The organism is Corynebacterium sp. HMSC065D07, assembly GCF_001810695.1.
Taxonomy (GTDB): Bacteria; Actinomycetota; Actinomycetes; order Mycobacteriales; family Mycobacteriaceae; genus Corynebacterium; species Corynebacterium hesseae.
This window is the reverse complement of sequence record NZ_KV802452.1, coordinates 14,610-40,869: the sequence shown is the minus strand read 5'-3', so window position 1 is coordinate 40,869 and position 26,260 is coordinate 14,610. Positions and strand designations below refer to the sequence as shown.

Here is a 26,260-nt window from a genome sequence, read left to right as displayed (position 1 = left end):
TTTGTTTGAAAATGATGTTTTGCTGCTGTCATTAAATGCGCAGCTTCTCATACGGGCGCGTACGAAGGTACGGTTCCCTCTCGAATTAGGTGTGGTTCATTGAAAAGCGTGTGCCCACAGGAGGTTTCCCTGGGGGCACACGCGTGTTTCTCTTAGCTCTTTAGAACCAAGAAAGCTAGGGCCAATCTACTTAACAACAATCTTTACCATTACCGGCTCGTCATTCACCGTTACTTCCTGGCTGCCCTCGAGCGCTCGCGCGGAGGAAAGGCTGGAAAGCCCCGAACAAGATGCGTTGATGGTATGCGAACCAGGTTCCAACGCGTAGAAGTACACGCCTTTGGCATTAGTCGTGTGTACCTTTTCCTGCGAAAGGCCAATAAGCTTACATTCGCCTGCCGGGTTACCACTGGAGGTTACAACGCGAATCGTTGATTCTCCTGCATTAGGCTTGGTCTGCCCATCGTTGGGGAGGCCTTGGCCGACACTGATTGCAACAACTAGGGAAATAATGCCCAGAACGGTACCAATGAGTCCGAGAAGATTACTGGGGTTATTAATGAGAGCTTGAATCTGAGCTGGAACCGGGATCTGTGGTTGCATTGTTTTGGATCTCCTTAATGTCATTGAAGGTATTTAGCATGCTTGGGCTTATACGTAGGGCACTGTTTTCAGGGCAGCCGAGATCGCTGATGCCATGCGTGTGAATGCCGATGGCAGCGTTGTCTGTGGCATAGACCGGAGAACCGCTTTGTCCGCCTGTGGTGTCTAAGCTATAGCAAAGTCGAGTTTGGGTTCCTGGATGAAGGATTCCGAAGAGAGAACTTCATGAGTGTCCTTTGCAGGAGAGAGAAGATTTGTGGGGTGAGCTGGGGTAAGTCCCATTCACCTTGTAGTGAATTATGAGGCATCGAAAAAGGGGCTGCAACCGTCAGGCGGTTTGATGTTGCCTTGTGCTCCCCCCCAATAGGGGAGGGGAGGCCGCGTGTTTCATCGGGTCCGGCTGGTCTCTATTCAGATTCGGTTGGGGCACAGGCCGCGCCGATGATGCCAAGCGCAGCCAGCAGGCCGAGGCCACCAGCAGCGTACTGAGCTTCGCGCGGGATGTTGCGGGTCATCGACTCAATCTGCTTCCGGACAGGCTCGAAGCCCGGGATGTTGAACTGCGTGTTGGCAAACCCAAGGAAGGCAACCGGAATGGCGAGGGCTGCGGGGATGGTGAGGCCGAGGGCAGTCGGCAGGCAACGCTCGCCGGCAGAAGAACTGGAACTGTGAGTGGGCTTGGTGCCAACCTTGTCGTCATCGTCGGTCTGATCTGGCTCCTCCGCCGGATCTGGTTCCTCCGACGGGTCCGACTCTTCGGGGGTCTCGCAATCCTTGAGCTCGTCCGCAGAACGTTTCACCGCCGCAAGGTTAAAGCCCACCTTGACCGGGTCGTGGTCGGAGGAGCGGTAGGGGTTATCGGCCTCGAAGACATCGCCGCCGGTGTAGTTGCGGCGGGAGTATTCCATGGCGATGGGCTCGTCGGAGTTGATGTTCCAGGTCTGTGCGGCCTGCGCGTCGACGTGCTCGTTGGCCAGGATGTGGTCCAGGGAGCCGAGGCGGCCGGAGAACTGGTAGGAGGCCACGTTCTGCCAGTCCTCTTGCGCATTGAGCTCTTCCACCGGGATGGTGTAGCCCGCATTGCGGAAGACGGAGATGGCATCTTCCTTGGAGTAGGTGTTCAAATCACCCATGACAAAGGTGGCCTTCTTCTGCCACTGCGGTTGCTTGGCCAGCCCGTCGAGGACGGCCTGGGCGTGGGCGTTGCGCACGTTGGGGTTGTTGCCTTGGCCGTCGCCGGTATCGGCATCACCGTTCGCTACCGATCCCTTGGATTTGAAATGGTTGGTCACCACCACGAAGGAATCGGGACCTTCAACAGCGCACCTATCGGAAACAGGCTGGAACTCCGCGGCGAGCGGGGTGCGGGCGGTGCCCTTGAAGCGGGCGTCCTCAAGCAAGGTGGCCTCACCCACCGGCTTAACGCGGTCCTTCTTGTAGATGATCGCGGTGCGGATGACGTCCGTATCGGCTGACGCGTTCGCCGGGGCCTTGACGTAATCCCACTTCTCAGAACCCGCGCGGGAATTGAGCTCACCCACGAGGTACTTCACGGCGTCATCGTAGGAGCCACCCACGGTATTCGCGGCATTCTCGATCTCAGACAGGCCAATGACATCGGCATCAAGGCCCTCCAGCGCGGTGAGGATCTTGCCCTTCTGGTCGTTGAACGCGGATTCGGACCAGGCGCCACGGAAGGTCCCGCTATCGGAGCCCACGCCGTTGCCAAAGCGGTCCTTGTAGGATTTTGCGCCGTTATCCTCGCCCAGGTTGATGAAGAAGTTCAGCACGTTAAACGCCGCCACGGTGTAATCGCCAGCCACCTGCGGGGCCTCTGGACGGGCCGGGTCCCACGTAATCGGCAGGTCCGCGGCGGCAGAGTCACCGGTGATCATCGCGGTGGGCTGGAAGCGCCACTGGTTGTGGCCGTAGCCCAGGATGACACCAGAGTCCGCGAACTCCACCTGGTTCGTGGTGCGGATCGTCTTGACCTCCGAGCCGTTCTGCATGATGTAGGGCAGCTTCGTCGAGGCGCCATCACGGGAGAAGTCGCGCGTGGAGCCGTCGTCCAAAATGACGTACTTCGCCGCGTTAGCAGCCTCCATGTCCTTTTGTTCTTGGGTGCCCGGGGAGACGATGTCGGTGGGCTGACGCAGAGCCTCGGTGCCTGGAGCCAAGCCCAGCTCGCCGTAGCGGTTGAGACCGTAATTGTCGGTCACGGTGTGCACGCCAGGCTTGAGCAGCATGGACTCGAGCTTCTCGCGCTCCTCATCGCCTTCCGGAAGGGCATCGATGGCGAGCGGGGTGACGGCGGGGAGGGCGTCGTCAAGCGTGGAGCCGGCGCTCAGGGCAATCTGGGTCTGCCCAAAGTACTCATCAACGGTGCCGGTGACCTCGACGGAATCCCCAATTTCTGGGTAGAAGCCGGTTCCACCGGTGTAGACGAAGACGGCCTCGGAGGCCCCGGTCGGCGCGGTCTGGCCCGTGCCCGGGGTCTGGATGGTGAAGCCGTTGAGGGACTTCTCGCCCTGCCACACCGCGGTCACCACACCTTGGGTGGTGACGTTCTGGCCCTTGAGCGGGGACTCCGCGCCGGTGCCCTGGATCTCCGGGATGGTGACGGTGGAACCCGGCTCGGCCGGGGACGGGTCCGGTTGCGGGGCTGCGCCGCCGGCAGACTTCGGCGTCGGCGCTGCACTGCTGAAGTCAGCAGCGTTGTTATCGGTGTCGGTGCCCTCGGCGTCGCGCTGCGCAGAGGTGGAGTTGTTCAGGGCTTGGGCGGGGGAGCCCTCGCTTAGCGACGCCTCTCCGTACCCCACGAGGTCCACCTCGGCCCCGGAGGCGTCGTAAAGCTTCACCGATCCTTTGGAGCCGGACAGGTTCAGGTTCCCCTCTGCATCAGGGGAAGGAAGCGGCTCCCCGGTGTCGCCGCCACCTTCCTGGATGAGGAAGTAGCCCCCAGCCGGGAGGGAGCCGGATAGCTCGTGCTTTCCGCCTGAGTTGCCAGAAGCGGATAGGTACTCCACGGACCAGCCAGTGAGGTCGAGGTCAGCGGAGGTGGGGTTATAAAGCTCGATGAAATCCTTAGTAAACGCCGCCCCCTTGTTGCCGCCGCCACCGTAGACCTCAGAGATAACGGCGTTGGAGCCGTCCGCCGCCGCACCGGCCTGAGGTGCGACGATGCAGGTAGAGACAAGAGCAGCGATGGCGAGTGAGCCAATGCCTTTGAGATGCATGAGAGGTTCCTTGGATAGGTGAGAACAGGACAATGCATCTCGTTCTACCCGGGTTTCGCACCGAGTGATACCGGAGCGCACTAGGTGAGCTGGGGGTTAAGGTGGGATTCCCCAAGAATTCTTCAGCCGTTTGGTTTGAATTCATCACCCCCAAAGATTCCGAATCTTTCTTGCCGGCGGGATAGACTGGCGGGGCACCTATACTCACGCACAGTAAGGCAAAAATTTTCATGGCTCGTGTAGTTGTCAATGTCATGCCCAAGGCCGAGATTTTGGACCCGCAAGGTCAGGCCGTTGTTCGCGCGCTGGGCCGCCTGGGGGTTGCTGGTGTCAGCGACGTGCGCCAGGGCAAGCGCTTTGAAATTGAAGTCGATGATTCGGTCAGCACCGAGGAGCTGGAGAAGGTTGCTTCCACCCTGCTGGCCAACACCGTGATCGAGGACTACGAGGTCATCCAGTAATGAAGATCGGCGTTATTACCTTCCCCGGCACGCTTGACGACGTCGACGCGGCCCGCGCCGCCCGCACCGCCGGCGCCGAAGTCGTGTCCCTGTGGCATGCGGACGAGGACCTGCGCGGCGTCGATGCCGTCGTGGTTCCCGGCGGTTTTTCCTACGGTGACTACCTGCGCTCCGGCGCGATTTCGGCGCTCGCCCCGGTGATGCGCGCGGTCGTCGATGCCGCTAACAAGGGCATGCCGGTGCTCGGCATCTGCAACGGCTTCCAGATTCTGACGGAGGCTGGCCTGCTGCCCGGCGCCCTGACCCGCAACCAGGGCCTGCATTTCCACTGCGTGGATACCTACCTCGAGGTGGAGAACGCACAGACCTCCTGGACCAGCGAGTTTGCGCAGGGGCAGCGCATCCTCATCCCGGCGAAGCACGGCGAAGGCCGTTTCCAGGCGGATGCGGAGACCGTGGAGCGCTTGGAGGGCGAGGGCCGCGTGGTTTTCCGCTATACCGATAACTTCAACGGCTCCATCAATGGCATTGCCGGCATCACCAACGAGGCCGGCAACGTGGTGGGGTTGATGCCGCACCCGGAGCATGCCATCGATCTTCTCACCGGCCCGTCCACCGACGGTCTGGGTTTGTTTGTGTCCGCCCTCAAGGTCGTCGCTTAACCCGCGCCGACGGTTAAAGGAGAAACAATGACCGTACACAACGACACCGTCGAGCAGGCATCCGCGCAGCCTGAACTGGACCAGCCCTACCGCGAATTGGGCCTGAAGGATGACGAATACGCGCACATCCGCGAGATCCTGGGTCGCCGCCCGACCGATGCCGAGCTGACCATGTACTCGGTGATGTGGTCGGAGCACTGTTCTTATAAGTCCTCCAAGGCGCACCTGCGCTACTTTGGCGAGACCATGACGGAAGAGATGGGCTCCAAGATCCTCGCCGGCATCGGTGAGAACGCCGGCGTGGTGGACATCGGAGACGGCAACGCCGTGACCTTCCGCGTGGAAAGTCACAACCACCCCTCCTACGTGGAGCCGCACCAGGGCGCCGCGACGGGCGTGGGCGGCATCGTCCGCGACATCATGGCCATGGGCGCGCGCCCGATTGCCGTGATGGATCAGCTGCGCTTCGGCCCGGCGGATGCGCCCGACACCAAGCGCGTTCTGCCGGGTGTTGTCGACGGCATTTCGCACTACGGCAATTGCTTGGGCTTGCCCAACATTGGCGGCGAAACCGTTTTTGATGAATCTTATGCTGGTAACCCGCTGGTCAACGCGCTATGCGTGGGCACGCTGAAGGTCGAGGACCTTAAGCTGGCCTTCGCTTCTGGTACCGGAAACAAGGTGATGCTCTTTGGCTCGCGCACCGGCCTCGACGGTATCGGTGGCGTGTCCGTGCTGGCGTCTGACACCTTCGAGGATGGCGCGGAGCGCAAGCTGCCAGCCGTTCAGGTGGGTGACCCGTTCGCGGAGAAGGTTCTCATCGAGTGCTGCCTGGAGCTGTACAAGTCCGGCATCGTGGTGGGCATCCAGGACTTGGGCGGTGCGGGCTTGGCCTGCGCCACCTCCGAGCTGGCTGCGTCCGGCGACGGCGGCATGGAGATCAACCTGGACAACGTCCCGCTGCGTGCGAAGAACATGACCGCAGCAGAGATCCTCGCTTCCGAGTCCCAGGAGCGCATGTGCGCCGTGGTGACCCCGGAGAACGTGGAGAAGTTCAAGGAGATCTGCGCGCACTGGGACGTCACCTGCGCCGAGATCGGTGAGGTCACCACCGGCAAGCACCTCATCATTCGCCACCAGGGCGAGGTCGTCGTCGATGCCCCGGCACACACCATCGCCAACGAGGGCCCGGTGTACGACCGCCCGTACGCACGCCCGGAGTGGCAGGATGCGCTGCAGGAATTCGAGGGCGTCGAAAAGCAGGACATCACTGTGGCGCTCAAGAAGCTCGTGGCCTCCCCGGCACTGTGTTCACGTGATTTCATCACTGAGCAGTATGACCGCTACGTGCGCGGCAACACCGTGCAGTCCCACCACGCGAACGCTGGTGTTCTGCGCATTGATGAGGAGACCGGCCGCGGTATCGCGGTGTCGGCTGACGCGTCTGGCCGCTACACCAAGCTGGACCCGAACATGGGCGCACGCCTGGCTCTGGCGGAGGCCTACCGCAACGTGGCCGTCACCGGCGCCCGCCCGGTCGCCATCACCAACTGCCTCAACTATGGCTCCCCGGAGAACCCGGACGTCATGTGGCAGTTCCGCGAGTCCGTGCACGGGCTTGCCGACGGCGCCGTGGAACTCGGCATCCCCGTCTCCGGTGGCAACGTCTCCTTCTACAACCAGACCGGCGAGGAGCCGATCTTGCCGACGCCCGTCGTGGGCGTCCTGGGCGTCATCGATGACGTCCACGCGTCCATTGGCAACGAGCTCGGCCTCGTGGAGGAACCGGAGGTGCTCGTTCTGCTGGGTGAGACCAAGGATGAGTTCGGCGGTTCCATCTGGCAGCAGGTGAGCGCTCATGAGCAGGGCCATGAGGCGAAGAACGGGCTCAACGGCTTGCCGCCGCAGGTCGACCTGGCTAATGAGCAGCGCCTCGCTGACTTCTTCGTGGGCAGCGAAGGCTTGACCGCCGCTCACGATATCTCCGAAGGTGGCCTCGCCGTCACCGCGTTCGAGATGGCCAAGCGCAGCGGCGTGGGCTTGAGCCTGGATCTGTCCAAGGTCCATGAGGATGCCTTCGTGGCTGCCTTCTCCGAGTCCGCTTCCCGCGTGCTCGTGGCAACGACCGCTGACCGCGTCGACATGCTGCTGCACCGCGCTGAGGAGTGCGGTGTGCCGGCCGTCATCATCGGCCAGACCACCGATAACGGCGAGTTTGAGCTCGGCGGCGAGTCCATTGCTGTCTCCGAGCTTCGTGAGGCCTGGGCAGCAACCCTGCCGGACCTCTTTGGCCACGCGGTGGGTGCCAACTCCGTCGTGGAGTAGACCTCACGCACAGAACTGCAACCGGGCGGGGTTCTCGCCAAGGCGAGGCCCTGCCCGCACTGTCTAATTGCTCCAGTCAGCGTTGTAGACTATTAGTAATAGCTGCGTACGGGGGCCGGGGAACAGAGATGGAAGACGTGAAGAGAAAAAGAGCTTTGTATGTTTTTCTCGATGAGTCGGGGGATATGCAGTTTGGTGCAAAAGCCTCCACGCACTTCCTAATCACAGCATTTTGCACTTTCAATCCAGCAGGCACTGCGATAGGACTGCAAGCGCTGAAGTATGAACTTATGGCAGCGGGGAGTAAAGACCTTGAGTTTCATGCAACAGAGAATTCGAAGGGAACGCGAAAGCGGGTAATAGACCGAATTAATGAGCTTGATCGGTGCCGTGTCCACACGATCTGGGTGGATAAGCGAATGACGCATCCGACTTACCAGTCTCCACCGCAGCTTTTAGGGCTCTTTGCTGGTGCAATGGGGAAGTGGATTAATGCGGTGTGGGGAGACTCAGAGGTAAGCCAAGTAATCTTGATTTTCGACTCGGTTCTTACAGGCAAAGAAAGATCGGCATTTGAAAAGAGGATAAAGCCTCTGTTGAAAGGTCTACAGCTAAAGTTCCGTGTGCTCTTTCATCCAGTAAAACAGGATTTGAACGGTCAGATTGCTGACTACTTTTCTTGGTCCTGGTTTCAGAAAATGGAACGAGGCAAGGGACAGTACGTTCAAGCACTTTCGCAGCGGCACAATTGGGATCAATTCAATATGTTTTCGGCGGGAAAGACCTATTACTGGAGTGGCCCGGTCCGAAAATAAGCGACCGCCCCACCTACCGGCGTAAGCCGGAAAGCCTTCAGGGGCTCTTTCAGTGGGGCGGAACCTTTCGCCTTGAGTTTAGACCTTCATCGTGTGGGGAGGCAAGGGAGCTATTAGGAAATGCCGAAGGCAGGAGCGAGGGGCCGGCCCCGCCCGCCGTGAGGCGGCAACCTCCTAGGAACCAACCAATTAAGCGCCGATGGTGCGGGCGATGGTCTGGTCCCAGCTCAGCTTCATCTGGTGGGAGAAGAGGTTGAAGGTGTGCGAGCCCTGGGGGCTGAAGTAACGGTTCACTCGCACCCCGGCATTGCGGGCGTTGCGGGTGAATTCCTCTGAGCACTGGTTAGCAACCGTCTCTACCGCGCGGGGTCCGAGCCATTGGCCGGGGTTATTGGTCCCATCGATGGGACCCGGGGTGCCGGAGGCCGAGCCCACGAAGACCTCGACGTCGCGCAGGCGCCCAGGGTTGGCGTTGGGGTCGTGCTCGAACCACTGCGGGGAGCCCGGCAGGCCCCACGCATTGAAGGAGGATCCGCCGCCATAGGCGATCATCGCGGTGGAGGTGGGGAAGCCAATCGCACCGGAGCGCACCGGGCAGCCGGAGTAGGAGGCTGCTGCTTTGTAGCGCTGTGGGGCGTGGCCGGCGATGTCGAGTGCGGCGCCGCCCGTGGAAGAAATGCCGCCGATGGCATCGCGGCCGGTGCCGTGGAATTCGGCGTCGATCAGCGGGGGCAACTCAGCGGTCATGTATGTGTTCCACTTGTTGACACCCAGGATGGGGTCCTCGGCATTCCAATCGGTGTAGAGGGAATAGGCGCCGCCGAGCGGCATAACGACGTTGACGTTCTTGCCCACGGCCCAATTGCGGATATCAGAGTGGGTCATCCAGTTCATGCCGGCCTGGCCGCCTTCCACTCCGGGCAGCAGGTAGAAGGAGGGGCGCGGCTTATCGCCCTCGGGGAGCAGGACGTTATTAGAAATCACCGCACGGTTGGCAGGGGACCACACGTCTACCACCCAGTGGTTGCCACCCATGTGGCGCTTTGAGGTAATGAAGGCCTTGTCACCGAGCCAGGGCTGCGGGTTGGTCACGCGCGAGGAAACCTCGCCGATGGTGCTGGACTGTGCGGAAGCGGAGCCGACGCCTGCCGACGCCGCCCCCAGCGCCACCATGGCAGCTGCGAACAGCGCCGCGGTGCGGCGAGAGCGTGAGACAAAGGAAAGCATAATGTGGGTAGTTTACGTGGCCAGCGCCCTCGAACTGCAAATATTGGAAGAAAAACTGGTGAAAACTGTTGCTCCACCCTTGTCTGCCACAATGCTCGTCCGTATAGTTACGGGTACGTAAGTTTTGGGAGTGAATGCGTTATACGCATGACCCGCATCTCAGGCAAGGCAAGGCCCCCACTATGAACGCACCCAGTGCTCAGAAATCGTCCCCGCAAGAATTTCCAGTTGAAGAAGGCTCTGTGCAGGAAAGCAGCACGATAGAGCAGCTCATCCAGCGAACGTACTGGATGGCGGACCGCGGCCCGCGCCCATTAACGCGCGGCTGGGGGCACTTCTTTGCGGCCATTGCCTCCCTGATCGCATCGACGGTTCTGATTACCTTTGCGTGGATGACGCTGCCGTGGTGGCAGGGGCTCGCGGTGACGGTCTACGGCGTCGGCGTGGTGGGCCTCTTTACGGTCTCGGCGTTGTACCACCGCTGGCCGTGGGTGTCTATGCGTGCGGTGCAATGGTGGCGGCGTGCTGACCATGCGACGATTTCGGTGTTTATCGCGGCGACCTACACGCCCTTGTGCGCCATCGTGCTGGAGCCAACGCAGGCGTTATGGATGCTGACCTCGGCGTGGGTGGGCGCCATCATGGGCGTCATCTTGAATCTGGTGTGGATTAATCACCCACGCTGGCTGGACGTGGTGGTTTACCTCGTGCTGGGCTGGCTCATCCTGCCGCTATTGCCGAACCTGTGGCAGTCCGCAGGACCGGCTGTGGTGTGGCTTCTCTTTGCCGGCGGCGTGGTCTATTCAGTGGGTGCGTTGATGTACGGCTTCAAGTGGCCGGGGCGCAACGCGCGCTGGTATGGCTACCACGAGCACTTCCACACCGCGACGATTGCCGCGGCGGTGGTGCACATGGTAGCCATCTGGATGGTTGTTGCGGGCTAGCCGAATACGGGGGCTAGCTTCACGGAATTTATGGGGATGGAGCTTATTCAGCGTCGGTGAGGTCCTCCGCGAGGGGGAATTCGACGACTAGGCCTTGGCACAGCACGCGTGCGTTAGGGTTGCCATCCCACGTGGGATTAAAGCCAACCGCACGCAGCGCTTCGACGAGTAGCTCGCCAACGGCCACAGGTGTGCTGAGCTCGGCATCGGTTCTCATGGTGCCGAAACCAAAGAAGAGGTCTCCGGTGTGGATTAACCTGTCGACGTCCTGCATGTGGCAATAAACATATCCTGCGGCACCGTCTTCTTCCGCCTTTTCGGCGCCGCATTCAGCGCCGTCGGAGGCGTCCCAGCCCTCGTCGAAGCTGAAGGCTAGGTTGCGCTGTTGCAGCTCATCACGGAGGGCGTCGAGGCGCTGTGCGTCTGCGGACTTCTCTGTGACCTTCTGTGCGTACTTAGCGGCAACTTCGTCAATGATGGAATCGAAATCTTCCGGGAAGGGATCCGTGCGCACTGTCGTCCACTCGGAAGGATCGTCGAGAAGCTCAATAAAGTCGTTGTGAATGTCCTGGCGTGAATGGCCGTGGCACAGATGCAGCGAGATGTCGTTGCGAAGGGTTCCGGAGACCAAGATGTCTTCGGAAGGCGGGAAGGAACTGGAGAACATGGAGTGTGGTGTGGTCATGCCTGTGGATGGTAGATGCGTGATGCTGACAGTCGTTGAAAGCAGGGAGGGCACCCCGCCAGGTGGCGGAGGTGACCTCGAGATGCGTGGCGTGACTAGACGTGGAGCGGATCCACACCGGCCTCGGTGAGCATCGGGATGTTGTGTACCTCAGGCGGAACGCCGAAGGCATCCACGAGAACGACGGACCATGGTGCGAGCGAATCGACGAGGTCGTTGATAGCAGCGCGGGCGGCCTTCATGCGGCCGGCCGGAATCAGGTTGTGCTCCTGGTACCAGCCCGCGTGCTGAACCAAGGTGTCGAAGACGAAGAGGTGGCGCAGCTGCTCGAAGACCTGGCGTGCCAGCGAACCTTCCTCAAGGCGCTCTTCTGCCTCAATCATGGCCTGGACCAACAAGGTATCCACGCGGGCCCAGCCGGCGGCGATGAGGTGATCCTGGCACTGATCCACGATGGCGGCGGCCTGCACCTTATCGGCCTTGCGAGCCGGCTGGATGCGGCGCACGAGGGAGAAGAGGATGGACTGGGCGCGATCGTCGATCAGCTTGGCCTGGTAGGTGGCGTCGAAAAGCGAGGCCTCTGAAGGATTCACGCGGTCCACCAGGCCTTGCAGGCGAGTAGTGAACCCGTAGCGGCGGCGAACCACATCGGTGGCGGTGGTAGCCGCGTACTTCACGGTGTCCCACGGGCTCATGTCATTCATCGCGCGACCATAGGCGGTGAGCAGGTTCTTGCCCACCATCTGAATGAGCACAGTGTTATCGCCCTCGAAGGTAGCGAAGACATCGGAATCGGCGCGGTAGGTGGTCAGGCGGTTCTCGGACATGTAGCCGGCGCCACCGCAGGCCTCGCGGCACTCTTGGATAGTGCGGGTGGCGTGCTGGGTCTGCGCGGATTTGATGGCAGCTGCCAGGGATTCCATCTCACGGGAGGCAAACTTCTGCTCTTCGGTCGGCTCCGTCACAGACCAGGTGCCAGCCTCGTGCTGATCGTTTTGCTCCTGGTAGCGCTCCAGAATTTGGTTGTAGAGCAGGTGCAGCGCGTATGTACGGGCCAGCGGAATGAGCAGGCGGCGGCGGTGCTGGCGGTGCTCAATGAGGCGCTTCTCGGCGCCGGTCGCGCCCTCGAACTGACGACGGCGGTTGGCGTAGCGGATGGCGATGTCCAGGGAAGCCTCGGTGGCGGCGCCCGCTGCGCCGGATACGCCGATGCGGCCGCGGATGAGAGTGCCCAGCATGGTGAAGAAGCGAGCATTCTTGGACTCGATGGGGGAGGAGTACTTGCCCTTCTCGTCCACATCGGCGAAGCGGTTGAGTAGGTTCTCGCGCGGCACGCGGACGTTGTCGAAGCGCAGGGTGCCATTATCGACGCCTACCAAACCACCCTTGTGGCCATGATCGCCCAAGGCAACGCCCGGCAGTTCGTTGCCTTCCTCGTCGCGGATGGGGACGATGATGGCGTGGACGCCGTGGGAGCGGCCGTCGCTATCCGGGGTGATGAGCTGGGTGAAGACGACTGCGGCGCGGCCATCCTTGGCGGCGTTACCGATGTAGTTCTTCACCGCGGAATCGGAGGGGGTGTTGATGATGAACTCATCGGTCTCCGGGTCGAAGGTGGCGGTGGTCTCGAGGGATTGCACATCGGAACCATGGCCGCGCTCAGTCATGGCGAAACAGCCCGGCAACTCCAGGCTGGCGGCCTTCTCAACCCACTCGAGGTGGCGCTCGGTGCCTAGCTGATCCAGCGCTCCACCCCACAGGCCCCATTGCACACCGGACTTAATCGCCAGCGAACCGTCGACCCACGCCAAGCCTTCGAGGGTGAAGGTGGAGAGATTTGGCTTGCCGGCACCGCCGTGCGCGCGGCGCAGGCCGTGGTTGAATCCGCCGAAGTCACGAACCTTGGAGAGGTTCTCAAAGGTGTGTTGGCGCTGCTCCGCCATGGGCAGATCCGGGTTCGGGAAGAGCGAAGGATCGTTGAGGAAGGTGCGCAGCTCCTGGCGGAAGGCGGCGTGGGGGCCGTCGAGAAGCGCGGCAAGTTCGGTGGCAACAGCAGGCTTCGGGGTGGTCGGCAGGCGGTGTGGGCTGCGGGCTTCGGCCTTGGGGGCGTCGGTGGAGGCCTGGTTGTTGAGCTCCGGGGAGATGGACTTTTTGTCAGCGGAAGACTTGGTCAGTGGCATGAGTGGTCCTTTCTGGGAGGCTTTTCTTAACGTTCGACGATGGCTGCGACGCCTTGGCCGCCGGCGGCGCAGATGGAAATGAGGGCCCGTCCGCCGCCGTTTTCTTCGAGAATCTTGGCGGTGGTGGCGAGGATTCGGGTGCCGGTGGCGGCGAAGGGGTGGCCGGCGGCCAGGGAGGAGCCCTTGACGTTGAGTTTGGTGCGGTCGATGGGGCCTAGTGCGGACTGCAATCCGAGGCGTTCGCGGCAGTAGGTCTCGTCCTCCCATGCGGACAAGGTGGCCAAGACCTGGGAGGCGAAGGCCTCGTGGACCTCGTAGAAATCGAAATCTTGCAGGCTTAAGTTGTTGCGCTCGAGCAGGCGCGGAACCGCGTAGGTGGGGGCCATGAGTAGGCCGTCGGGGCCGTGGACAAAGTCGACGGCCGCGGTCTCTGAGTCCACGAGGAAGGCGCGGGGCTCGATGTTGTGCTCGGCCGCCCATTCCTCGGAGCTGAGGAGGGCGACGGAGGCGCCGTCGGTCAGCGGCGTGGAATTGCCTGCGGTCATCGTGGCCTGCGTGCCGTGTTGCTCGGCATCGCGCTTGCCGAAGACCGGCTTGAGCTTGGCCAAGGACTCCAGGGAGGAATCCGGGCGCAGGTTGGTATCGCGGTTGACGCCGAGGAAGCCCGTAGTGAGGTCATCAAAGAAGCCCTCCTCCCAAGCCTTGTGGAGGTTCTGGTGGGAGGCGAGCGCCAACTCATCCTGGGCCTCGCGGCTGATGTTCAATTCGCGGGCGGTGATGGCGGCGTGATCACCCATGGAGAGTCCGGTGCGCGGCTCACCGTTCTGCGGCTGTTCCGGGGCCAGCTGCGAGGGACGGATAGAGCCGATGAGCTGGGCGCGCTGCGCAGCGGTCTTGGCGCGGGTGAGGTTGAGCAGCGTACGGCGCAGCGTGTCATTGACGGCCAGCGGGGCATCCGAGGTGGTGTCCGTTCCGCCCGCGATGCCGGTGGAGATTCGGCCTTGGGCAATGGCATCACCGACGTGGATAGCTGCCGCAAGAGAAGTGCAGCAGGCCTGTTGTACATCGATGGCGGGGGTCGTGGAGTCGAGGGCGGAGCCTAGAACGACCTCGCGGGTGAGGTTGAAATCGCGGGAGTGCTTGAGCACAGCGCCGGCGGCGACGAGGCCGAGACGTTCGTCGTGAAGCCCGTAGCGTGCGACGAGTCCATCCAGCGCACTGGTGAGCATGTCTTGGTTGGACGCGTGGGCGTACTGCTTATTGGAACGAGCAAATGGGATGCGGTTGCCACCCAGGATGGCTACGCGGTGCGGGGGGTTGGTCATTAAAAAGCTCCTTCGCGAGTGGTCTCGTGCGAATCATCCCAGCGGGAGGGGGGTAGCAACCCGGCTGTTCGTTTCGCGTCACAACTAAAGTGATATTGTTAGTTCTATCACTCAATTAACTAACCTTGCAACCAGCTCAACAAAGCTCGCAAGGTTGTGAAGAATCGAGAAAGGAACATGCCAGCCTATGCCGAACGTCACAATTGCTGAGAAGCTCATCAACTCACCGCTCGCCGCCAAAGCAGGAGTACCCCAAGGTCATCCCCTGCGCCGCCACAAGGCTGGGGAACCAGCGCTCGATGGCCCCATCGTCATTGGCGGCCAGGGGCGCATCGCTGAGTTTCTGAGTTCTCAGCTAGCCGTGGACTACCAGGTCATCAATGCTTCCGCGGAGGCGAAGCGGGCCGCCCTCGTCTTCGACGCCACCGGCCTGGAGACCCCAGAGCAGCTGCGTGAGCTCTATGACTTCTTCAACCCGCAGATGCGCAACCTTCTGCCGTGCGCGCGCTTGGTGGTCATCGGTACCACCCCGGAAGCTGCGGACACTATCGACGCCCGCATTGCCGCCCGCGCACTCGAAGGGTTCACCCGTTCCCTGGCCAAGGAAATGCGCAAGGGCGGCACCGTGAACTTGGTCTGGGCAGACCCCGCTGCCACCGCAGAGGTGGAGTCCACGCTCCGCTTCTTCCTGTCTGGGAAGTCGGCCTTCGTGGACGGGCAGGTTGTGCGCGTCAGTGCCCAGGGACACGATTCTCCGGCGGCCAATGGCGAAGCGCAGAACTGGGAGCAGCCGCTCGACGGGCGGCTGGCGGTGGTGACCGGTGCTGCCCGTGGCATCGGCGCCACCATTGCTGAGGTGCTGGCGCGCGATGGTGCGAGCGTCATCTGCATCGACGTCCCGCAGGCCAGCGAGCACTTGGCCAAGACCGCGAACAAGGTCAAGGGCACCGCGCTGCCTCTCGACGTCACCGACCCCCAAGCCGCAGACAAGATTGCCCAGCACGCGCAGGAGCGCCACGGCCGAGCCATTGACGTCATCGTCCACAACGCCGGAATTACCCGTGACAAGCTGCTGGCCAACATGAATGAAGGCCAGTGGGACTCTGTTCTTGCCGTTAACCTCTTGGCGCCGGTTCGCATTACCGAAAGCCTCTTGGAATCCGGTTCCCTCGCCCCGGGTGCCGCTGTGATTGGTGTGTCCTCCATGGCTGGCATTTCCGGCAACCGCGGCCAAACCAACTACGCCACAACCAAGGCCGGCATCATTGGCCTCGTTGATTCCTTGCGCTCAGTGTTGGCGGAGAACGGCTCCACCATCAACGCCGTGGCGCCGGGCTTTATTGAAACCGCCATGACCGCGGCGATGCCGACCGGGCCGCGCGAGATCGGCCGCCGCCTGAACTCACTGCAACAGGGCGGTTTGCCTGTCGACGTCGCGGAGACCGTCGCCTTCTTCGCCTCGCCGGCCTCCGCGGCGGTGAGCGGCAACACCGTCCGCGTCTGCGGTCAGAACCTCATGGGAGCCTAAATGAACGTCACCACACTCAACGAGATTCCGGACCTTCCCGCCCTGTACCGCAGCCTCATGCTGGGTGCGGTCCCCATCCCCGGGCTGGGGGCGGGCAAGCGCAAGGTTGAGGACCCGCAGACCGCGTACCGCGTCGACAGCGTAGGCGTCGACACCGAGCACCTGGCTCGCTACTGCCAGGCCACGGGCCTGCGTCTGAGTAACGAGCTGCCCGCTACCTATCTCTACGCGCTGGCCTTCCCGCTTGCCATCAAGGTCATGGCAGCACCGGACTTTCCGTTCCCAGCCGTGGGCGTGGTGCATCTGTCCAACCGCATCGAGCAGAAACGCCCGCTGCGCGTCGACGAGCGCTGTGACATCGCCGTGCACGCGGAAAACCTGCGCCCGCACCGCAAAGGGTTGGTCATCGATATGGTGACCACGTACAGCGTTGGCGGCGAGGAGATCTGGCGCCAGACATCAGTCTTCCTAGGCCAGGGGGCGAAGTTCACCAAGGACACCCCGCGACAAGTGAGAACACGTCCGGAGGCTGAGCGCTTCCTCGACTTCCCCGGCGATGAGGCGGGAACGCCTGCGGCAACGCTGCGCTTTAGCCCCGAAAGTACCCGCGTCTATGCCGCGGCATCGGGGGATAAGAACCCCATTCACGTGTCTGCGGTGGGTGCCAAACTCTTCGGATTCCCCGCGCCCATCGCGCACGGCATGTACACGCACGCTCGCATGCTGTCGGTGCTCGACGGCACCCTCCCCGGTGCTGTGCGCATCAGCGCGGACTTCTACAAGCCCGTCATCCTTCCGGCGACCACGGGAGTTTACGTAGCGCCCGGCGGCACCACGGACAGCGGTGGTGAAGCCCGCACCGTCACCTTGCGCAAGGCCAAGGACCCAAGCTCCCTCCACGTGGCGTGCCGGGTTGAGCCTCTACAGTAGGCGCGGCCCAGTGGATGAGCCTCGGGCTCATCCTTTTGTTAATCCACGTGCTGGTGCTTTGGTGCCACCACCAGTGGCTTCGGGGAGTATTTGCCGCGCAGTCCGCGAAGGATGCCGGCGTGCTCCCAGAGGCGCTTGTCTTCCTCGGTGCGGGGAGTGAATTGGCGGGCAGCTAGCGGCTGCCAGTCAGCGTCCATCGCCATGTAGGAGACGGTGGCGTGGATGGCGGTCTCCAGTTTTTCGCGGCCGCCGCGCGGGTTGCCTGAGCGCACGTGGACGGACATCTGCATCGAGCGGGTATCCGTGCGCATCATGCGGGCATCCACCTCGATGAGATCTCCAATGTGGATTGGCCGGTAGAAGCGGATTCCGCCGGCATAGACCGCGACGGTGTGCTCGCCGGACCACTCCATGGTGCAGGCAGCGCCCGCCTCATCAATCCATTCCATGGCGGTGCCGCCGTGGACGTTGCCGCCCCAGTTGACGTCGGTGGGCTTGGCCAAGAAGCGGTTGACCATGCGGGGAGCGTCGGACGGGCCGTCATAAGTCTGCTTTTCCATCTCCGCTTCGATGGCTTTGCGCAGCTCGATGCGGGACTCTGCAGCCTCCCATACGCGCTGGTGCTCAGTGGAATCCGGAACGAGCGGCGGAACGGCCATCGACTTTCCGGTCTCAGTGTCCTTGGCCACGAAGATGACGAGGCAGTCGCAGGCGCGTGTGAAGATGCCATCGCGCGGGTCAGCGGAGAGCACTTCGTTGACGATGTGCATGGAGGACCGCCCGGTCATCGCGATGCGCGAGCGTACCTCTACCAAGTGGCCCGAAGGGATCGGGCGCGTGAAGTGAATGTGGCCCACGTAGGCCGTCACGCAGTAGGTACCGGACCATTGAACCGCGCACGCATAGGCGGCCTTATCGATCCATTCCAAAACACGCCCGCCGCCGATGCCTTGGGCGCCGGCGATGGTGAGATCTGTCGGGGCGGCCATAAACCGCAGCGTGATGGAGGGGGACTTCCCAGTCGGGACAGGCTTCTTTTCTTCCGAGGAGCTTGGTGGCATGGTTGGTGACATGGATAACAAAGTATCAGGGAGTGTGCATAGCGTATGAAAAAGGCCGTTGATGCCGCCACCACCCGTGCCGCCGTCGAAGCGGTGGCGGAGTGGATCCGTGACCCTGAGAGGACCGAAAAACCAGGTCGCTCTGCTCTGGCGAAGGCCACCCGCACAACAGCCCGCCTGGTGGAGGCGGACGCGCCGGGACATTCCGTGGAGTTGCGGGTCCCCCCATTCGTGGCAGTCCAGTGCATCGCCGGTCCCCGCCATACCCGGGGTACCCCTCCGAATGTGGTGGAGATGGATCCCCTGACATGGCTGCAGCTGGCAACGGGAGTCATTGGCTGGGAGCAGGCGCTTAACGCCGGCCGCGTGGACGCCTCCGGATCCCGCTCCCACGACATTGCAGCCTGTTTGCCCGTGATTCCGTTAGTTTTCACAGGCCCAAACAGCTAGGATTGGCGCCGTGGTAGCTGAACACGTCCAGAGCATGACTAAGCCCTTGTCGACGGATCCCAGCCTGGATCCGGAACCCCGCGAAGAATGCGGAGTTTTCGGTGTTTGGGCACCAGGAGAAGAGGTTTCGAAGCTAACCTACTTCGGGCTTTTCGCCCTCCAACACCGCGGACAGGAGGCCGCCGGTATCGCGGTGGGCGATGATGATCGCATCGTCGTCTTTAAGGATATGGGCCTTGTCTCCAATGTCTTCGATGAATCAATCCTGAGCTCGCTGCATGGAAACGTGGCCGTCGGCCACACGCGTTATTCCACTGCAGGCGGCAAGGAATGGTCGAATGTGCAGCCGATGTTTGGGACGTCCCCCAGCGGTGTTGACATCGCGCTTGGCCACAACGGAAACCTAGTAAATTACCTGGAGCTGCGCGCAGAGGCCGTGCAGCGCGGGCTGATTAAGCCACAGGAAGAGTCCGTCTCGGATTCCATGTGCTTGTCCATCTTGTTGGCGGACGGCGTCAACGAGGACAACACCGTCTTTGATTCGGCCCTGCACTTGTTGCCTACCGTAAAAGGTGCCTTCTGCCTCACCTTCACTGACGGGCACACCCTGTATGCGGCGCGTGACCCACATGGCGTGCGCCCGCTTGCCCTGGGCAGGCTCAACACGGGCTGGGTGGTAGCCAGCGAGACCTGTGCGCTCGACATCGTCGGCGCGCAGTTTATCCGGGAGATCGAACCGGGCGAGCTCGTTGCCATCGATGAGACCGGAATCCGCTCCGAGCGCTTCGCCGAGACCAAGCGCCATGGTTGCGTCTTCGAATACGTCTACCTAGCGCGGCCCGATACGAATATCAAGGGCCGTTCTGTCAACGCCACGCGCGTGGAAATTGGGCGTCGTCTAGCGCGCCAGTACCCGGCACCCGATGCGGACATGGTGATCCCCGTTCCCGAGTCTGGCAACCCGGCTGCCGTCGGTTATGCTCGCGAATCCGGGCTGACCTTCGCGCACGGCTTGGTGAAGAACTCTTATGTGGGCCGCACCTTCATCCAGCCCACGCAGTCCCAGCGCCAGATGGGTATTCGCCTCAAGCTTAACCCGCTGCGGGAGGTCATTGAAGGCAAGTCCATCGTCGTGGTGGATGATTCAATCGTGCGTGGTAACACGCAGCGCGCGCTGATCCGGATGTTGCGGGAAGCCGGTGCTGCCGAAGTCCACGTGCGCATCGCCTCCCCGCCGGTGAAGTGGCCGTGCTTCTACGGCATCGACTTCGCCTCCCCGGGCGAGCTCATTGCCAACGCCAACCCTTCCGATGATCCGGAAGAGGTAGCACAGACCATCTGCACCGCGATTGGTGCGGATTCGCTGGGATTTGTCTCCACCGATGAGATGGTGGCGGCTACTCAACAGCCGCGCAACGAACTGTGCTGCGCATGTTTCGACGGTAAGTACCCACTCGGACTGCCTGCCGGAAACCCCAATGCTGAGGCCGTGCGCACCCTGCAGGGCTCGACGACAACTAACGAATAAGGACTAAGTCACTCATGAGCGAGAACACGTATGCTGCCGCCGGCGTCAACATTGAGGAAGGCGACCGCGCAGTAGAGCTAATCACCCCCCACGCCAAGCGCGCCACCCGCCCCGAGGTTATGGGCGGGCTCGGCGGATTTGCCGGCCTATTCAAGCTGGGGGAGTACAAGGAACCGGTCCTTGCGGCTGGCTCTGATGGCGTAGGCACCAAGCTGGCTGTGGCCCAGGCCATGGACAAGCACGACACCATCGGCATCGACCTCGTTGCCATGTGCGTGGATGATCTTGTCGTGTGCGGCGCTGAGCCGCTCTTCCTGCAGGACTACATCGCCGTGGGCGAGGTAGTGCCGGAAAAGGTAGCAGAGATTGTCAAGGGCATTGCTGAGGGCTGCGTCCAGGCTGGTGCAGCGCTCCTCGGCGGCGAGACCGCCGAGCACCCAGGGGTGATGGGCAAGGATGAATACGATGTCTCCGCTACTGCGGTTGGCGTTGTAGAGGCTGATGAGCTGCTCGGCCCGGATAAGGTGCGCGAAGGCGACGTTCTCATCGCCATGAAGTCCTCCGGCTTGCACTCCAACGGTTACTCCTTGGCACGCTACGTGCTCCTGGAGCAGGCGGGTCTTCCGCTCGACGGCTACATGGAAGACCTAGGCCGCACCCTCGGCGAGGAACTTCTGGAGCCTACCCGCATCTACGCCAAGGACTGCCTGGCGCTGACATCGGAGTGTGCGGTGTCTACCTTCTGCCACGTCACCGGAGGCGGCCTTGCCGGCAACCTGGAGCGCGTCATCCCGGAGGGCCTGAGCGCTGAGGTGAGCCGCTCGACGTGGACTCCGGGCCAGATTTTCAAGACCATTTCTTCGGTGGGCAAGGTTGCCCTCGAGGAGATGGAGAAGACCTTCAACATGGGCGTTGGCATGATCGCCGTCGTTGCGCCGGAGGACCGCGAGCGAGCATTGGCTATGATGACCGCCCGCCACGTGGAGGCGTGGGAACTGGGCACCGTTCGTGCTGCCGAAGAGGGCGAGCCGCGCGTTGTCATGACCGGCGAGCACCCAGGGTTCTAAGTCCTGAGAAAAGGAACAAGGCCGGAGGCGCTTCCCCTTAAGTAGAGGGGAGACGGCTCCGGCCTTTCGCTTAGGTGATGTACAGGGTGGGACAGTGACTCGCGCGCCTAGCGCGCGTCGGAATCATCCTCATCCCACTCATCCGAGTCCCAGCGATCTGCGTAGTCCTCGTAATCCGCGTACTCCGAGTATGGGTCTTCGTCCTCGTTGTGGGAACGCTTGGAGTTCTGTGAGGCGAGCTCACGCTGGAGCGAATCCAGATCCATCTCGGGCGAATTGTACTTCAGCTGGCGTGCAACTTTGGTCTGCTTTGCCTTTGCGCGTCCGCGTCCCATGTGCATGACCCCCTTGAGGTGTGTAGGGCGGTCCAGGGATTCTTGGCCGCCCCATCGTCTTAGTCAGATATGTGTATGTTCCTGTAAGACACCATAGCCTGTGTGAAGAAAAAATTCCGAACTACCCCCAGTGGTGCGTGGAAAAGTGCGCTAGCCCGCGGCCAACGGGCAGTGTGCATTTCGCCACTATTTTCCGCGCAGCCGGTCCACAGCGGCGCGCCCGGCCTTGGGGCCCTCGTCGGCGGGAATGGAGTCCGGCTCGACCGATGCCGCCACTGGACCAATGCTCAGATCCCCGTGGTTGAGGGCGCTGCGTTTCACTAGACCAAGCGCGATGGGGCCATAATCGCAATCCTCTACCACGGTGCCGAGCTTGCCGACGCGCCGTCCCCCCAGCGAAATATCCGCCCCGCTTACGGGGAGCTCCGGAGCGGAGCCGTCGAGGTACAGCATGATCAACAGGCGTGGAGAGCGCCCGAGGTTCTCTACGCGCGCGACCGTCTCCTGCCCGCGATAGCAGCCCTTCTCCAAGTGGACGAACGCGGGGTTATCATCGCTGCGTCGGATCCACTGGGGAACCTCGTGGGCGATGGTTTTCGCATCGAGGTCAGCGGCCAATTCTGGTTCGCGTGCGCGCACTCGTTCGGCGGTATAGGCCATGAGCCCCGCTAAACTTCCGCCTTGCTTTTCCAACTCTGCGACTGCTGTCTCCAGCTCACCCCGCGGCACGAGGAAATCCTGGCGCGGGCAGCCCGGCCAGTGCACGCAGCGCTCCATCACGGCGTTGGAAGGCTTCTGTAGCGGCTTGCCCAGCACGGTGATGATCGCCGCGTCCGCTTCCTCCACGGTGACCTGGGACCAGAAAATCATGGCGGTGAGGAAGTCTCGCAAAGATTCGAACTGGGCCGGTGGCACATCGAGGTAGAAGGTTTCTCCGTCGAAGGACAGGTCGATGTGGTGTAGGACGTGGCCCTGCATGTCTAGATCAAGGGCGCCGGCAGAGAATCCGGCGTCCACGTCATCGAGCTTCTGGCTCAGGAGGTTGTGCAGGAAAGCCCGGGCATCGGGCCCGGAAACGGCAATGACCCGGCGTTGGGAACGGTCGATGATGGCGGAACCTGTCTCCACCGCGCGCTGCTCCACGAGGGGGTTGCCGTAATGCCAGGGGATACCGGAGACGTCGACAAGCGTGGTGCCCTGGAACTCAGCGGCCCCGGGCCGGGAAAGAAGTGGCGAAGTATAACTCACGCCCTCCGATGGTAGGGCATAATCGGGTCTATGAGCCTTCAGCGTAGGAAAGAGCCGGTCATCTACGTCGTGGAACCGTTTGGAGGGTCGGTGCGGCGTCATATGCCGAACCTACCGTTGGTCTATTGGGACGATGCTGCGGTCACACGCGGTGATGGTATCTTCGAGTCCCTCCTCGTGCGTGACGGCAAGGCGGCCAATTTTCATCGCCACGCGGAGCGCTTCCGGCATTCCGCGCGTGCTCTCGATCTTCCGGAGCCACCCATCCACAAGTGGAAAGAAGCCACCGAGCTGGCCATCGCGGACTATTGTGGTCCCGCCGCCGGGGAAGGCGAGGACGGTTTAGCGCGAGAGGCCAAGTGCACGTGGACCTATACCCGCGGGCGGGCCTCGACTGGGGTGCCCACGGCATGGGTGGTGGTTCAGGAGATTCCGGATGACGTTGTGGCGCAGCGTGATACCGGCGTCAAGGTGATGAGCACGCCGCGTCTGTGGCAGGTGGCGGAAGAGTTGCCGGCGAAGACGCTGAATTATGCGGCCACGATGGCCACGCTGCGCCTGGCCCGCGAGCGTGGATTTGATGATGTGATTTTTACCGATCCCGATACGGGGCTGGTCTTGGAAGGGGCCACCTCCACCGTGGTGGCGGTCAAGGGTACAAAGCTGCGCACCCCGGCGGGCAAGGGAATACTGCCTGGCACCACGCAAGCTGCGCTTTTTGAGTATGCCTCTGAACAGGGATATCGCTGCAAGGCGAAGGAGCTGAATCTGCGCTACCTCGAGGAGGCTGACTCAGTGTGGCTCGTCTCCTCGGTGCGCACTGCGGTGCGTGTGACGCGCCTGAATGAAAAGAAGCTCAAGGCGCCGGCGAACGCGGAGAAGATACGCGCGCTGATCGACGCCGCCCTGGCACGCTAACTTCGCCGCATTGCTAGTTAGCCAGCCACACGGGTGAGCTCGGCGGACATGTAAGGGCGCATTTCGCCGTCGACAAGCCGCTCATCCACCCAGCCGAGGTTGTTGTTCGGCATGAGGCCATACATGCGCTTGCCGGGGCCGAGGTTGGCGGGGCCGGTTTCGGTGACCATCGTGGACGCGGACTCGAGCTGCCAGGCGCGCTCGTTAAACAGCGAACCATAGAAGATTTCGTTGATGCCGTTGGACGAGGTATAGGTCATCTCAATCTCGTCCTTGAGTGAGATGCGCCAGAACCCGGACTCGCGGACATCGGGGCCAACCGGGTTGCCCTCGGAATCAATCTTCCAGGTGCGGGACGTATAGGTCAGGTAATTCTCACCGTCGTGGGCGATGATGAGCTGCTGGCCAAAGGCGTACTGTTCACCGTCGGTGCTGTGGGCTTGGCCTTCCCCTTGCCATACACCGACGAGGGGGAGAAGCCCGAGCAGACCATCGTGCAGCGACGGACCCTGGCGCAAGTTCGCCGTCTCATCCGGCAGGGGATTATCTGCTACATCAACGGTGGGAATGTTGCGGGAGGCTGCATCCTTCCATGCCTCCGCTGCCTGGTTGACGGCCGCGTTGCCGTCTACCTTGGTGTTCTCCGGGTGGGTGTTTTCCGTGTTTTTCTCGCTATTTGTCTGTTCGCTCATGCTGCCCCAGCGTAGTCGTGGCAGCGCCGCGGAAACCACTAGGCTCCAGTAGTCTAGGGAGCCATGCGCGCTTTGCTGATTTCAAACCCTAATTCTACGAGCCAGAATGCGGCTCTCTTCCGAGAGGTTTTGCCCGTCATTCGGGAGGTGGATGGGTTGCAGCTGCTTGCTCGCTTCACGCACTACCCGGGCCACGCAGAAGACATGGTGCGCGGTATGACCCGGGAGGACTTTGACGTCATCCTGGTCTTCGGCGGCGATGGCACGGTCAATGAGATCGTCAACGGGTTGCTCGGCCCGGCGAATTTCGCCCAGCGCCCTAGCCCTCAGGAGATCCCGGCGCTAGCGGTGATCCCTACTGGTTCAGCAAACGTCTTCGTCCGCGCCCTTGGTTTCCCCAATACCCCCGTCGAGGCGGCGCACGTGCTGGCCCGGATGCTGGAGCGAAACACCCGCCGCACCGTGTCGTTGGGTATGTGGAATGACCGGTGGTTTGCGGTCAATGCTGGTTTCGGGCTGGATGCAGACGTGCTGGCTCGCGTGGACCGTGCACGGGAGATGGGCTTTTCAGCCACCCCGCTGCGCTACCTGGCGGTGGCCTTTCAGGCCTATCAGCGCGCCCGCATCCGCCCACCGCGCATTAATGTGCGTGCGCGCTCGAGCTCGGGCGAAACCTTCGCGGCCGATGACGTTCCCGTCATGTTCACCTCCAACACCAACCCGTGGACCTTCCTGGGGCCGCTGCCGGTGGTGACCAATCCGCGCAATTCCTTCGATCAGGGGCTTGGCCTTTTTGGTGTGTCGGACCTCGGCGGGATTGATGGCCTCGTGGGCGTTCTCCACCTGTTCGGCGTGGATCACCGTCACTGGTTGAATAAGGTCACGGATGCCCGCACGCTGCATTTTGAGGATGCCGTTGAGGTGGACCTGGTCTGCCCCAAGCCGCACCGCTTCCAAGCGGACGGGGAGTCGGAAGGCACCTTTACGGAGGTGCACTTGGAGTCGGAAGCAGACGCGCTGGAAGTCTTTGCTCCCATCGACCCAGCCCCGCCCATTCACCGCAGCTTCCGCCGAGTCCTGCGAGATCTCATCCGTATTAAGTAGCCGGCGGTAGTAACAAGTCTGCGGTGCGGGTACCGCTGGTGCACCGTCGGCTTAGTTTTGCATCGGCTTAGTTCTGCCTGTTTTGGCGCCAGCTCGGCGGCGTCGTCGGCGCGCTGCCCACTTCGTTGGCGGTGTCTTGCGCTTTTTGCGCGGCATCCTCGACGGCCTTCTCCTCCGAACCATCGATCTCCAGCGGGGAGAGTTGTGCTGTTTTTAGCGTGATATTGCGTCGCTGTACCTCGAAGGTGATGGAGCCGCCGTGTAGTTTCACGGAGGTGGCTTGAGAAGGCAACGGGAGTTGGCGCGTGTCCAAGACCAGGCCGAAGGCCTTTTTCAAGCGTTCGTCATCAGTCCCGTAGACACTCATGCGAAACTCTGGGCCGACGAGGCGCAGCGTCACCGTCGCGGTGGACTTGGTGGTATCCCCCGGCAGCGTGCCAGTGAGCTCAGCCTCGGCGGAGGGCCCGCCGGTGGGGGACATATTATCGGGGTTGGCAATGGAGAGGTCAGTAATACCCAGCATGCGGCCCAAGGCCACTCCGTCGAGGCTGATGCTGCGCGTATAGGTGGATACCGGTGAGCCTTCCAGTTCGCCGCTGAAGAGTTGTTCGGGGTTAATTGTGATGTCGCGCAGTGTTGTGGAGGCATTGACCATGCCGAGTTTCGGAACTTCCACGTCGGAGGAGTTGACCTCCAGGTATGGAATCTCTTTGGTTAGCGCGGCAAGGGAGAAGGGGACGCCGCCGATGTAGACATTCGGGGTGTTTTCCAATTGGGAGCTGGCTTTGGCTTTCTGGGCCACGGTGTGTTCTGCGTGCATCGCCACCGCTGAATCCGCCAGCCATGCTGTCAGGGCCACACCCGCAACGGCGGCAAGGCGTACGGCAGTGCGGTTGAGGTAGATGACAGTCACCCCTCTATTACTACCGCACGTAG

Annotated in this window: 23 protein-coding genes; 12 read left to right on the top strand and 11 right to left on the bottom strand. The window is 62.0% G+C overall.

Features of this window, described 5'->3' with window-relative positions:
• Positions 1 to 186: 186 nt before the first annotated feature.
• Both HMPREF2760_RS06870 and HMPREF2760_RS06865 read right to left on the bottom strand, forming a co-directional pair.
• Positions 187 to 603 (bottom strand): hypothetical protein, encoded by a 417-nt coding sequence (locus HMPREF2760_RS06870; protein ID WP_070562262.1) that lies wholly within the window; start codon positions 601 to 603, stop codon positions 187 to 189.
• Positions 604 to 1,010: 407 nt separating this feature from the next.
• Entirely contained in the window at positions 1,011 to 3,839 is a 2,829-nt protein-coding gene (locus tag HMPREF2760_RS06865; protein WP_070596926.1) for an ExeM/NucH family extracellular endonuclease, read from the bottom strand.
• A 230-nt stretch (positions 3,840 to 4,069) separates the two neighbouring features.
• Between HMPREF2760_RS06865 and purS the strand changes: the two genes are divergently transcribed.
• From purS to HMPREF2760_RS06845, 4 genes are all read left to right on the top strand, one after another.
• Complete coding sequence (gene purS / locus HMPREF2760_RS06860; RefSeq protein WP_070522888.1) at positions 4,070 to 4,300, top strand: phosphoribosylformylglycinamidine synthase subunit PurS; 231 nt, start codon at positions 4,070 to 4,072, stop codon at positions 4,298 to 4,300.
• Positions 4,300 to 4,962 carry a phosphoribosylformylglycinamidine synthase subunit PurQ gene (purQ, locus tag HMPREF2760_RS06855; RefSeq protein ID WP_070532362.1) on the top strand — a complete coding sequence of 221 codons (663 nt, stop codon included), beginning with the start codon at positions 4,300 to 4,302 and terminating at the stop codon, positions 4,960 to 4,962. The genes purS and purQ overlap by 1 nt, the downstream gene beginning before the upstream one ends.
• Before the next feature lie 27 nt (positions 4,963 to 4,989).
• Complete coding sequence (gene purL, locus HMPREF2760_RS06850) at positions 4,990 to 7,287, top strand: phosphoribosylformylglycinamidine synthase subunit PurL (RefSeq protein ID WP_070596925.1); 2,298 nt, start codon at positions 4,990 to 4,992, stop codon at positions 7,285 to 7,287.
• A 128-nt stretch (positions 7,288 to 7,415) separates the two neighbouring features.
• On the top strand, positions 7,416 to 8,102 hold the full coding sequence (locus HMPREF2760_RS06845; RefSeq protein ID WP_070562247.1) for a DUF3800 domain-containing protein: 687 nt from the start codon (positions 7,416 to 7,418) through the stop codon (positions 8,100 to 8,102).
• Positions 8,103 to 8,291: 189 nt separating this feature from the next.
• Here the strand turns inward: HMPREF2760_RS06845 and HMPREF2760_RS06840 are convergent, their stop codons facing one another.
• Positions 8,292 to 9,329, bottom strand: a complete 1,038-nt coding sequence (locus tag HMPREF2760_RS06840) for an alpha/beta hydrolase (protein WP_070522900.1) — start codon at positions 9,327 to 9,329, stop codon at positions 8,292 to 8,294.
• 290 nt (positions 9,330 to 9,619) lie between these two features.
• Between HMPREF2760_RS06840 and HMPREF2760_RS06835 the strand changes: the two genes are divergently transcribed.
• Positions 9,620 to 10,273 (top strand): PAQR family membrane homeostasis protein TrhA, encoded by a 654-nt coding sequence (locus HMPREF2760_RS06835; protein ID WP_196189552.1) that lies wholly within the window; start codon positions 9,620 to 9,622, stop codon positions 10,271 to 10,273.
• Between the two features lie 43 nt (positions 10,274 to 10,316).
• Here HMPREF2760_RS06835 and HMPREF2760_RS06830 read toward each other — a convergent pair whose 3' ends face one another.
• The 3 genes from HMPREF2760_RS06830 to HMPREF2760_RS06820 form a co-directional block, all read right to left on the bottom strand.
• Positions 10,317 to 10,958, bottom strand: coding sequence for a DUF6891 domain-containing protein (locus tag HMPREF2760_RS06830; RefSeq protein WP_070522903.1), 642 nt, complete (start codon positions 10,956 to 10,958; stop codon positions 10,317 to 10,319).
• A gap of 95 nt (positions 10,959 to 11,053) precedes the next feature.
• Positions 11,054 to 13,138 (bottom strand): acyl-CoA dehydrogenase family protein, encoded by a 2,085-nt coding sequence (locus HMPREF2760_RS06825; RefSeq protein ID WP_070522906.1) that lies wholly within the window; start codon positions 13,136 to 13,138, stop codon positions 11,054 to 11,056.
• A gap of 26 nt (positions 13,139 to 13,164) precedes the next feature.
• Positions 13,165 to 14,463 carry an acetyl-CoA C-acetyltransferase gene (locus HMPREF2760_RS06820; protein ID WP_070522909.1) on the bottom strand — a complete coding sequence of 433 codons (1,299 nt, stop codon included), beginning with the start codon at positions 14,461 to 14,463 and terminating at the stop codon, positions 13,165 to 13,167.
• Between the two features lie 187 nt (positions 14,464 to 14,650).
• Between HMPREF2760_RS06820 and HMPREF2760_RS06815 the strand changes: the two genes are divergently transcribed.
• Together HMPREF2760_RS06815 and HMPREF2760_RS06810 are read left to right on the top strand one after the other, a co-directional pair.
• Entirely contained in the window at positions 14,651 to 15,991 is a 1,341-nt protein-coding gene (locus HMPREF2760_RS06815) for a 3-oxoacyl-ACP reductase (protein ID WP_070522912.1), read from the top strand.
• Positions 15,992 to 16,921, top strand: coding sequence for a MaoC/PaaZ C-terminal domain-containing protein (locus tag HMPREF2760_RS06810; RefSeq protein ID WP_070522915.1), 930 nt, complete (start codon positions 15,992 to 15,994; stop codon positions 16,919 to 16,921).
• Positions 16,922 to 16,959: 38 nt separating this feature from the next.
• Here the strand turns inward: HMPREF2760_RS06810 and HMPREF2760_RS06805 are convergent, their stop codons facing one another.
• Positions 16,960 to 17,994 carry an acyl-CoA thioesterase gene (locus HMPREF2760_RS06805; protein WP_070522918.1) on the bottom strand — a complete coding sequence of 345 codons (1,035 nt, stop codon included), beginning with the start codon at positions 17,992 to 17,994 and terminating at the stop codon, positions 16,960 to 16,962.
• A gap of 33 nt (positions 17,995 to 18,027) precedes the next feature.
• On the opposite strand from HMPREF2760_RS06805, the gene HMPREF2760_RS06800 reads away from it, so the two are divergent.
• Genes HMPREF2760_RS06800 through purM form a run of 3 tightly spaced genes read left to right on the top strand, consistent with a single transcriptional unit; the run spans position 18,028 to position 21,027 of the window.
• Complete coding sequence (locus HMPREF2760_RS06800) at positions 18,028 to 18,432, top strand: sterol carrier family protein (RefSeq protein WP_070522921.1); 405 nt, start codon at positions 18,028 to 18,030, stop codon at positions 18,430 to 18,432.
• Between the two features lie 34 nt (positions 18,433 to 18,466).
• On the top strand, positions 18,467 to 19,960 hold the full coding sequence (purF, locus tag HMPREF2760_RS06795; RefSeq protein WP_198530965.1) for an amidophosphoribosyltransferase: 1,494 nt from the start codon (positions 18,467 to 18,469) through the stop codon (positions 19,958 to 19,960).
• 14 nt (positions 19,961 to 19,974) lie between these two features.
• Entirely contained in the window at positions 19,975 to 21,027 is a 1,053-nt protein-coding gene (gene purM / locus HMPREF2760_RS06790) for a phosphoribosylformylglycinamidine cyclo-ligase (RefSeq protein ID WP_070522927.1), read from the top strand.
• A gap of 107 nt (positions 21,028 to 21,134) precedes the next feature.
• On the opposite strand, the gene HMPREF2760_RS06785 is transcribed toward purM, so the two are convergent.
• Positions 21,135 to 21,362: a DUF3073 domain-containing protein gene (locus tag HMPREF2760_RS06785; protein ID WP_070522931.1), complete on the bottom strand. Its 228-nt coding sequence runs from the start codon at positions 21,360 to 21,362 to the stop codon at positions 21,135 to 21,137.
• Positions 21,363 to 21,548: 186 nt separating this feature from the next.
• Complete coding sequence (locus HMPREF2760_RS06780; RefSeq protein ID WP_070522935.1) at positions 21,549 to 22,610, bottom strand: CAF17-like 4Fe-4S cluster assembly/insertion protein YgfZ; 1,062 nt, start codon at positions 22,608 to 22,610, stop codon at positions 21,549 to 21,551.
• 30 nt (positions 22,611 to 22,640) lie between these two features.
• Here HMPREF2760_RS06780 and HMPREF2760_RS06775 point away from each other — a divergent pair, with 30 nt between their 5' ends.
• Positions 22,641 to 23,528: an aminodeoxychorismate lyase gene (locus tag HMPREF2760_RS06775; RefSeq protein ID WP_070522936.1), complete on the top strand. Its 888-nt coding sequence runs from the start codon at positions 22,641 to 22,643 to the stop codon at positions 23,526 to 23,528.
• Between the two features lie 17 nt (positions 23,529 to 23,545).
• Here the strand turns inward: HMPREF2760_RS06775 and HMPREF2760_RS06770 are convergent, their stop codons facing one another.
• Positions 23,546 to 24,220, bottom strand: a complete 675-nt coding sequence (locus tag HMPREF2760_RS06770) for a heme-binding beta-barrel domain-containing protein (protein ID WP_070522940.1) — start codon at positions 24,218 to 24,220, stop codon at positions 23,546 to 23,548.
• Between the two features lie 63 nt (positions 24,221 to 24,283).
• Here HMPREF2760_RS06770 and HMPREF2760_RS06765 point away from each other — a divergent pair, with 63 nt between their 5' ends.
• Entirely contained in the window at positions 24,284 to 25,324 is a 1,041-nt protein-coding gene (locus HMPREF2760_RS06765) for a diacylglycerol/lipid kinase family protein (protein WP_070522944.1), read from the top strand.
• A 67-nt stretch (positions 25,325 to 25,391) separates the two neighbouring features.
• Here HMPREF2760_RS06765 and HMPREF2760_RS06760 read toward each other — a convergent pair whose 3' ends face one another.
• Entirely contained in the window at positions 25,392 to 26,237 is an 846-nt protein-coding gene (locus tag HMPREF2760_RS06760; protein WP_070522947.1) for an LmeA family phospholipid-binding protein, read from the bottom strand.
• Positions 26,238 to 26,260: the final 23 nt, after the last annotated feature.

What these genes read in the sequence shown, in the direction of transcription:
- HMPREF2760_RS06870 (WP_070562262.1), bottom strand. Translation starts at nt 603, where the DNA reads ATGCAACCACAGATCCCGGTTCCAGCTCAGATTCAAGCTCTCATTAAT.
- HMPREF2760_RS06865 (WP_070596926.1), bottom strand. Translation starts at nt 3,839, where the DNA reads ATGCATCTCAAAGGCATTGGCTCACTCGCCATCGCTGCTCTTGTCTCT.
- purS (WP_070522888.1), top strand. Translation starts at nt 4,070, where the DNA reads ATGGCTCGTGTAGTTGTCAATGTCATGCCCAAGGCCGAGATTTTGGAC.
- purQ (WP_070532362.1), top strand. Translation starts at nt 4,300, where the DNA reads ATGAAGATCGGCGTTATTACCTTCCCCGGCACGCTTGACGACGTCGAC.
- purL (WP_070596925.1), top strand. Translation starts at nt 4,990, where the DNA reads ATGACCGTACACAACGACACCGTCGAGCAGGCATCCGCGCAGCCTGAA.
- HMPREF2760_RS06845 (WP_070562247.1), top strand. Translation starts at nt 7,416, where the DNA reads ATGGAAGACGTGAAGAGAAAAAGAGCTTTGTATGTTTTTCTCGATGAG.
- HMPREF2760_RS06840 (WP_070522900.1), bottom strand. Translation starts at nt 9,329, where the DNA reads ATGCTTTCCTTTGTCTCACGCTCTCGCCGCACCGCGGCGCTGTTCGCA.
- HMPREF2760_RS06835 (WP_196189552.1), top strand. Translation starts at nt 9,620, where the DNA reads ATGGCGGACCGCGGCCCGCGCCCATTAACGCGCGGCTGGGGGCACTTC.
- HMPREF2760_RS06830 (WP_070522903.1), bottom strand. Translation starts at nt 10,958, where the DNA reads ATGACCACACCACACTCCATGTTCTCCAGTTCCTTCCCGCCTTCCGAA.
- HMPREF2760_RS06825 (WP_070522906.1), bottom strand. Translation starts at nt 13,138, where the DNA reads ATGCCACTGACCAAGTCTTCCGCTGACAAAAAGTCCATCTCCCCGGAG.
- HMPREF2760_RS06820 (WP_070522909.1), bottom strand. Translation starts at nt 14,463, where the DNA reads ATGACCAACCCCCCGCACCGCGTAGCCATCCTGGGTGGCAACCGCATC.
- HMPREF2760_RS06815 (WP_070522912.1), top strand. Translation starts at nt 14,651, where the DNA reads ATGCCGAACGTCACAATTGCTGAGAAGCTCATCAACTCACCGCTCGCC.
- HMPREF2760_RS06810 (WP_070522915.1), top strand. Translation starts at nt 15,992, where the DNA reads ATGAACGTCACCACACTCAACGAGATTCCGGACCTTCCCGCCCTGTAC.
- HMPREF2760_RS06805 (WP_070522918.1), bottom strand. Translation starts at nt 17,994, where the DNA reads ATGTCACCAACCATGCCACCAAGCTCCTCGGAAGAAAAGAAGCCTGTC.
- HMPREF2760_RS06800 (WP_070522921.1), top strand. Translation starts at nt 18,028, where the DNA reads ATGAAAAAGGCCGTTGATGCCGCCACCACCCGTGCCGCCGTCGAAGCG.
- purF (WP_198530965.1), top strand. Translation starts at nt 18,467, where the DNA reads ATGACTAAGCCCTTGTCGACGGATCCCAGCCTGGATCCGGAACCCCGC.
- purM (WP_070522927.1), top strand. Translation starts at nt 19,975, where the DNA reads ATGAGCGAGAACACGTATGCTGCCGCCGGCGTCAACATTGAGGAAGGC.
- HMPREF2760_RS06785 (WP_070522931.1), bottom strand. Translation starts at nt 21,362, where the DNA reads ATGGGACGCGGACGCGCAAAGGCAAAGCAGACCAAAGTTGCACGCCAG.
- HMPREF2760_RS06775 (WP_070522936.1), top strand. Translation starts at nt 22,641, where the DNA reads ATGAGCCTTCAGCGTAGGAAAGAGCCGGTCATCTACGTCGTGGAACCG.
- HMPREF2760_RS06770 (WP_070522940.1), bottom strand. Translation starts at nt 24,220, where the DNA reads ATGAGCGAACAGACAAATAGCGAGAAAAACACGGAAAACACCCACCCG.
- HMPREF2760_RS06765 (WP_070522944.1), top strand. Translation starts at nt 24,284, where the DNA reads ATGCGCGCTTTGCTGATTTCAAACCCTAATTCTACGAGCCAGAATGCG.